The following is a 255-nucleotide window of genomic DNA, read 5'->3' on the forward strand; positions in this document are numbered from 1 at the left end:
TCGCCGCTGACGGTGCCGCTGACGGTGATGTCTTCATCGGCTTCGGCGGCGTTCACCACGTTGTCGGCGGTGATGTCGTTGACGCTGATGCTGGTGCTGCGGTTGTCCGGGGCGACGGTGTCGACGCGGTAGCCTTCGGTGTCGCTGACGGTGATGCTGTTGCCGGATTCGTCACGGGTGGTGACGCTGGCCTCGATCACCTTGTCGGTGTCGGCCACCAGCTCGGCGCCCGGTACGTTGATGCTGAAGGTCTTG

1 protein-coding gene is annotated in these 255 nt (G+C 64.7%); it reads right to left on the reverse strand.

Going from position 1 to position 255, the window contains the following annotated elements; genetic code table 11:
* Positions 1-255, reverse strand: a 255-nt coding sequence (locus ACZ9XP_RS18020; protein ID WP_465188972.1) for a hypothetical protein, incomplete at both ends; no start/stop codon positions are given.

It is taken from the genome of Vogesella perlucida (assembly GCF_979366545.1).